At 51.7% G+C, this 6685-nt stretch carries 5 protein-coding genes; 1 reads left to right on the forward strand and 4 read right to left on the reverse strand.

Features of this window, described 5'->3' with window-relative positions:
* Positions 1-362: porin family protein (locus ACESLU_RS09775; RefSeq protein ID WP_372638469.1), on the reverse strand; the 362-nt coding region annotated here is incomplete at its 3' end.
* Between the two features lie 133 nt (positions 363-495).
* Entirely contained in the window at positions 496-3309 is a 2814-nt protein-coding gene (uvrA, locus tag ACESLU_RS09780; protein ID WP_372638470.1) for an excinuclease ABC subunit UvrA, read from the reverse strand.
* 154 nt (positions 3310-3463) lie between these two features.
* Between uvrA and ACESLU_RS09785 the strand changes: the two genes are divergently transcribed.
* Positions 3464-4096, forward strand: coding sequence for a type II CAAX prenyl endopeptidase Rce1 family protein (locus ACESLU_RS09785; protein WP_372638471.1), 633 nt, complete (start codon positions 3464-3466; stop codon positions 4094-4096).
* A gap of 39 nt (positions 4097-4135) precedes the next feature.
* Here the strand turns inward: ACESLU_RS09785 and ACESLU_RS09790 are convergent, their stop codons facing one another.
* On the reverse strand, positions 4136-5593 hold the full coding sequence (locus ACESLU_RS09790; protein ID WP_372638472.1) for an efflux transporter outer membrane subunit: 1458 nt from the start codon (positions 5591-5593) through the stop codon (positions 4136-4138).
* Positions 5594-5631: 38 nt separating this feature from the next.
* Positions 5632-6685, reverse strand: a 1054-nt coding sequence (locus ACESLU_RS09795; RefSeq protein ID WP_372638473.1) for an efflux RND transporter permease subunit, incomplete at its 5' end; no start/stop codon positions are given.

Raw genomic sequence — 6685 nt, forward strand, 5'->3', positions numbered from 1 at the left:
ACATAGGGTCCAAAGTAAACATGAGGGGTCAGCATCGGGTTATCCAGGATAAAGGCGAACTTCGCAACGACCGGAACTTCAATATAGTCCAGTCTGGTGGTGCTTTCAGTATCTCCTTCTGAGAGTTTGGCTCCCTTTTGAGCATAGAACACGCCGGGTTGAATGGTGATGGGACTCATCGGTATTTTCAGATCATACGTAAGTCCGGCCATGATACCCGCTCGTGAGTCCAAGGAGGCGTCTGTATCATTGAAATTGGCTATGTTAAGCCCTCCTTTGACACCCAATTGGGCCTGGGCATTGGGTGTCGTTATAAAAACCAGTCCTGATAAAAGAAAAACAGATAGTAATAATTTTTTCATAATATAATAGGTTGATTAAGATTCAACGCTAACTAATACTACTTATGTGATGAATAAGTTTCAAAGAAATATGCAAACGGGCGATAAAATTAAGCGAAATTAACATAATTACAACCACTGTCCACTTGCGGCATCACGAAAGCACTTGCTGCAAATACTGCCCGGTGTGGCTTTCATCGATACCGGCCACCTCTTCCGGCGTACCCTCGGCGACCATCTGTCCCCCTGCAAAACCGCCTTCGGGACCGATATCGATGATATGATCGGCGCATTTGATGACATCCAGGTTGTGTTCAATAATGATGACCGTATGCCCGTTGTTGACGAGCTCGTTAAAAGAGTCCAGAAGCTTGGCGATATCCTCAAAATGAAGACCGGTGGTGGGCTCGTCAAAGAAGTAGAGCGTATGGTCGCCCGCCGGCTTGCTCAGGAATTTGGCCAGCTTTACGCGCTGGGCTTCCCCGCCGGAAAGCGTCGGCGCGCTCTGTCCCAGTTTAAGGTACCCAAGTCCCACATCCTCCAGGGTTTGCAGTTTACCGGTAATACGGTCCTCATCCACAAAAAACTCGATCGCTTCCGACACCGACATTTCCAGTACGTCGTGAATGTTTTTGCCCCGGTATTTGACCTGCAGTACATTTTTGCGGTATCGTTTACCGCCGCACTCTTCACAGGTGAGTTCAATATCGGCCATAAACTGCATTTCAATCGTCTGGATCCCCTCGCCCTGGCAGGTTTCGCAGCGCCCCCCCGGCACGTTAAAGGAAAAATGTCCCGGTTCGTACCCCATGATTTTAGACTGGCGGGTGTTGGAAAACAGGTCGCGGATGCCGTCAAAGGCTTTCGTATAGGTGGCCGGGTTTGATCGCGAGGATCGGCCGATGGGAGACTGGTCTACCATCTCCACCGAATCGATGTGGTGGAGTCCGGTGATCCCGCGATGCCGCCCGATGGAATCCTTGTAGGTCCCGAATTCTTTTTGAATGGCTGCATACAGGGTATCGTGCACCAGCGTTGACTTGCCGGAGCCGCTCACGCCGGTCACGCAAATCAGTTTTCCCAGGGGAAAATCGACATCCAGGCTTTTGAGGTTGTGTTCCGTGGCACCTTCCAGGGTAATGACGTTGCCATCGCCTTTGCGGCGCTTGTCGGGGACGGAGATCCCTTTTCTTCCGCTCAGGTATTTGCCCGTCAGAGTTTGGGATTCCAGCAGGTCCTCGTAGCTTCCGGTAAAGTTAAGCTCTCCCCCGTGCACACCGGCAAAGGGACCGATATCGATGATATTGTCGGCCGCTTTGATCATTTCCGGGTCGTGTTCCACCACCAGTACCGTATTTCCGATATCGCGGAGTGATTTTAGAATGTTGATCAGGCGGTCGTTATCGCGGGGATGCAACCCGATAGTCGGCTCATCCAGTACATACAGGCTGCCGATAAGCGAGCTGCCCAGCGAATTGGCCAGGCTTATGCGCTGCGATTCACCCCCACTCAGGGTTTTGGCCAGCCTGTTAAGCGTAAGATAACTGAGTCCCACTTCATCCAGATACTTCAACCGTTTCCGGATTTCATATAATACCTGGTCCGCTACTTCTTTCTCAAATTCGGTAAGCTCCAGGTTTTCAAAAAATTTACGGGCAGCACTGATGGTCATTTCGGAAACTTCCCCGATATGCCGGCCATTGACTTTCACATACAGAGCATCCTTTCGCATGCGATAGCCCTCGCAATCCGGACAGCGGCTGTATCCGCGATAGCGCGAATAGAACACGCGCTTGTGCACTTTATACGACTGACTTTTGATCTCATCAAAAAACGGGCGGATGCCGGTGTATTCATCCTTCCCCTCCCAGAGAACCTTCTTAAACTCTTTGGAAAGCTGGTTGTACGGGGTGTCGATCGGGTAGCCGTAACGGGCCGACACTTTGATGAGATCGCGAAGGTGACGGCTGTATTTTTGTCCGCTAAAAGCCGCAATGGCGCCGTCGCGGATGGTTTTACCGGGGTCGGGGATGACCAGGTTTTCATCAATGCCGGCCACGCGGCCAAACCCTTCGCAGGTATCGCAGGCCCCGAAGGGATTGTTGAACGAAAACATTTGCGGGGAGGGCTCATTGAATTCCATGCCGTCCATTTCAAACCGCTCGGAGAACGGGAGTTCTTCACCATCGCGAATTTTGACGGAACATCGTCCCTGTCCCTCCCGGAAAGCGGTCTCAAGCGAGCCCGCGATACGTCCCCGGTTGTCGTCTGTCTTCTTGACGGCCAGCCGGTCTACCAGCACGCGGTAGTCATCCCGGCTGACGGCGGAGGGATCGACTCCTTCGGTGGTCAGGTCTATCATCCTTTCCCGATCGACCTGCAGCAGCCGGGAAAACCCTTTTTCTTTTAATACCTGCAATTCGTCCGATAAATCGTTGCCTTCATGCCGCGGAATCGGAAAGAGGATGTAGAATTTGGTCCCCTCGTCAAACTGCTCAAACAGCATGTTAATAACGGTTTTCGTGCTGTCTTTTTGAACCTCACGTCCCGACTTCGGCGAAATGGTATGACCGATGCGAGCATAAAGAAGCCGCATGTAGTCATAGATCTCCGTCGTGGTGCCGACCGTCGACCGCGGATTGGTGGAAGCCGTCTTTTGCTGAATAGCCATCGCCGGAGAGATGCCCTGCATAAAGTCTACATCGGGTTTATCCATCCGCTCCAGGAACTGGCGTGCATAGCTGGAAAGGCTTTCCACATACCGGCGTTGTCCCTCGGCATAGATCGTATCGAAAGCCAGGCTCGATTTTCCGGAGCCCGACACACCGGTCACGACCGTCATACGGTTGCGGGGGATCTCAACATCAATATCCTTTAAATTATGGACACGCGCGCCCTTGACGATAATCGGGCGATCCTCGCTGGATTTCTGTTCTTCTTTGGTGGAGATTGTTTCGGGTTGCGACATTCGGTAAAAATCTTACGTTTATATAAACGGGTAAAGATAAGCATTATATGATAGAAAAAGGAGGTTAATCCCATTGAAACAATCCATAATAACATGCATTATGGGATTGTCGTTCAGGGATTAACACGCTGTCGAATGCTATGAGGGATACATTATGAAAAAACAAGGGCCCATGATACTTATTATCGAAGGGATATTGCTGTTCCTGGGAATACCACTGTTATTCTACTGGGAACTTATTCCCCTGCCCAAAATAGGGGCACTGCTGTTGGTAGCGGGTTACTGTGGATATCAGCTCTGGAGAGATGCTGAATACGGTAAAAGCCTCCTTGTGAGCCCCAAAAACAGCGATGTCAGCAAGCGTATTTTAATTCGTTTCCCGCTTGTATGCGGTTCACTGGTCGCATTAATATGGATTTTTCAGCCGGAGCAGTTTTTTGCGTTTCCCGCGGAGCGCCCTTTTCTATGGATAATCATTATGGTATTATACCCGCTGCTGTCGGCTCTGCCGCAGGAGTTTATTTACCGGACCTATTTTTTTCACCGTTATGATTCGTTGACCTCCCTGAAATACAGCACCATCATGTTAAGCGCTTTAGCGTTCTCCTTTTTGCATATTGTATATGATAACTGGTGGGCAGTGGGACTCAGTTTTGTCGGCGGATTGTTATTCGGGAGTACCTATGCTCGCACAAAATCCCTGTTTTGGGTTACCGCCGAGCATGTGATTTACGGCTGGCTTATTTTTACGCTGGGCTTCGGGACGTATTTTCATGAACCGTTTTAGGCATGGAGGGCTATCCCTCCATGTGGTTTGGCTCAGCTGCTATTCCTGATGTTCGTCCTGCTGTCCCCGATTTACAGCTGATGGGTCCCAGCCGCCGCCGAGTGCGCGGTACAGATTCACGCCGGCCGTCAGCTGCTGTAGCCGGTCATTGATATTGCTGAGCTGAGCTGAGAGCAGCTGTTGCTGAGCGGTCAGCACTTCGGTGTAGTTGGCTTCGCCGTACTGGAGCAGTTCGCGCGAAAACTCCACCGCATTTTCCAGCGCTTCCAACTGACTTTTACGCAGCTGCAATTTTTGATCAGCCTTTTGAAACTCACTCAAGGTGTTGGAGACTTCGCTGCTGGCATCGAGGATGGTGCTTCGAAGTTCCAGCAGGGCCTGTTTCTGCCGGGCCTGGCTCCGCTTGAGCCGCGCTCTGTTTTGTCCCCGGTTGAAGATCGGCTGGGTCAGTCCCGCCGCCAGGTTATAGAATATGGATCCGGGTTGAAACAGGTCTTCGGTCTGCAAACTCTGATATCCGCCCCGAGCCGTCAGTGTGAAGGAGGGATAAAAATAGGCCCGGGCGTTATTCGTCAGCTCAAAAGCACTGCGAAAGGAATATTCGGCGGCTATAATATCCGGGCGGTTGCGAAGCAGCTGCGCCGGAACGCCGGTTGCCAGGGAGTCAATCGGATGTTGTTCACTCAAGCTGGTACGATTGATAGATCCGGGGGCGCGTCCCAATAGGATACTGAGCGTATGTTCCTGTACGGTAATCTGCTGCTCAAGCTCCGGGATCGTTACTTCCGCGGCGTATCGATTGGCGATACTTTGTTGAAGCGAAACGCCCGTAACCACATCGCTTTCCTTCAGGCTTCTGACCGTTTCAACATCCTGGCGACGATTTTCCACAGTCTGCCTGGTAATCTCAAGCTGCTCATCCAGCGCCAGCAGCCGGTAGTAGGTGCTGGCAACATTCGCGATCAGCGTCGTCTGCACTGCCCGCCGCGTGGCTTCGGTTTGCAGGAGGGCGGCAAAACTCGCTTTTTTGGCGCTGGTCAGCTTTCCCCACACATCCAGCTCCCAGCTGGAACTCAGCGAAACCGTATACTGCTCGCTGGCCGGGATGGAAACATTATCCAATCCTTCACCGAAATTGACACTGTTATCCGACTGTTCATTGTAGGAAACATCGCCGCCGGCGCTGAGGCCGGGAAGCATGCTCATACGTCCCTCGTAGAAATTAGCCTCGGCAATGCGTATCTGCTGGATAGCGCTTTGGAGCTCCAGGTTGCTGGCAAGGGCTTCTTCAATAAGATCACGCAGCCGGGGATCCCTGAACACTTCCTGCCAAGGCATATCAGCCAGGGTCGTACTGTCCAGTTCCACCTGTTCGAAGGGATACAGGTTTTCCGTTGCTACATCAGGTTCCTCATAGGGCTTTGTGGCTATGCAGGAAGACAGCGTAACGGCCAGCAAAACGGCTGCTACAAAAGGAATACTGGACTTGTAAGACATGGTAGCAGATAATAAATTTTTAATGTAAAATAGAGTCATCAGGGCGAAATAATTTTTTCTTGTTGCTCACGCACGATCCCGGGAGGACCCGAAATTTTCTCCTGGAGTTTTTGAAAGATGATAAACAGGACCGGCACTACCAGCAACCCGATAAAGGTACCGATAAACATTCCGCCCGCGGTACCGATACCAATCGACTGGTTGGCATTGGCATTGATACCCGTGGCAAGCGCCAGCGGCATCAGGCCGGCAATAAAGGCAAAAGAGGTCATCAGGATAGGTCTCAGCCTTGCCTCGGCCCCGTTGATCGCGGCTTTGGCAATACTCATTCCCTCCAGCCGGCGTCGCTGCAGGGCAAATTCCACCACCAGGATGGCGTTTTTGGCCAGCAGTCCCATCAGCATAATAGCCGAAATCTGAAGATAAATATTATTCGCCACTCCAAAGATGTTGGCGAAGATGAACGATCCGGCCAGGCCGATGGGCAGCGGAAGAATAACGGCCCAGGGTACGAGATAACTTTCATACTGGGCGCTGAGCAGGAAATACACAAAGAGCAGGCAGAGCGCAAAAATAAAGAGCTCCTGTCCGCTGGCCTGACTTTCTTCCCGGGTAAGTCCTGAATAGGCATAGGTGTAGTCGGAAGAAACCTGTTCGTCAAAAACTTCCTCGATAGCCGCTATCGCATCGCCGGAACTGTAGCCCGGATTGGTGGCCCCGGTCAGCTGCACGGAGTTGAAGAGATTGAAGCGGGATACATTCTGGGGTCCGTATACCCGTTCCAGGTCCACAAACGAGCTGATAGGAGCCATTTCTCCCCGGCTGTTTCTCACTGAAACCTTTTGCAGGCTTTCCTCAGACCCCCGCTGCTCGGGGTCGGCCTGCACGTAGACGCGATAGAGCTTGCCAAAACGATTGAAGTTCGAAACATAGAGTCCCCCGTAATACGCCTGCATGACATTCAGAATGGATTGTACGGTAAACCCGGCGCGCTGGGCCTTGGCGACATCCACATTGACCATATACTGGGGATAGTCGGTATTAAAATAGGAGGCCGCATACTGTATTTCCGGCCGCTGAAACAGGGCCTGC

It is taken from the genome of Fodinibius sp. (assembly GCF_041642155.1).
In the GTDB taxonomy this organism is placed as follows: domain Bacteria; phylum Bacteroidota; class Rhodothermia; order Balneolales; family Balneolaceae; genus Fodinibius.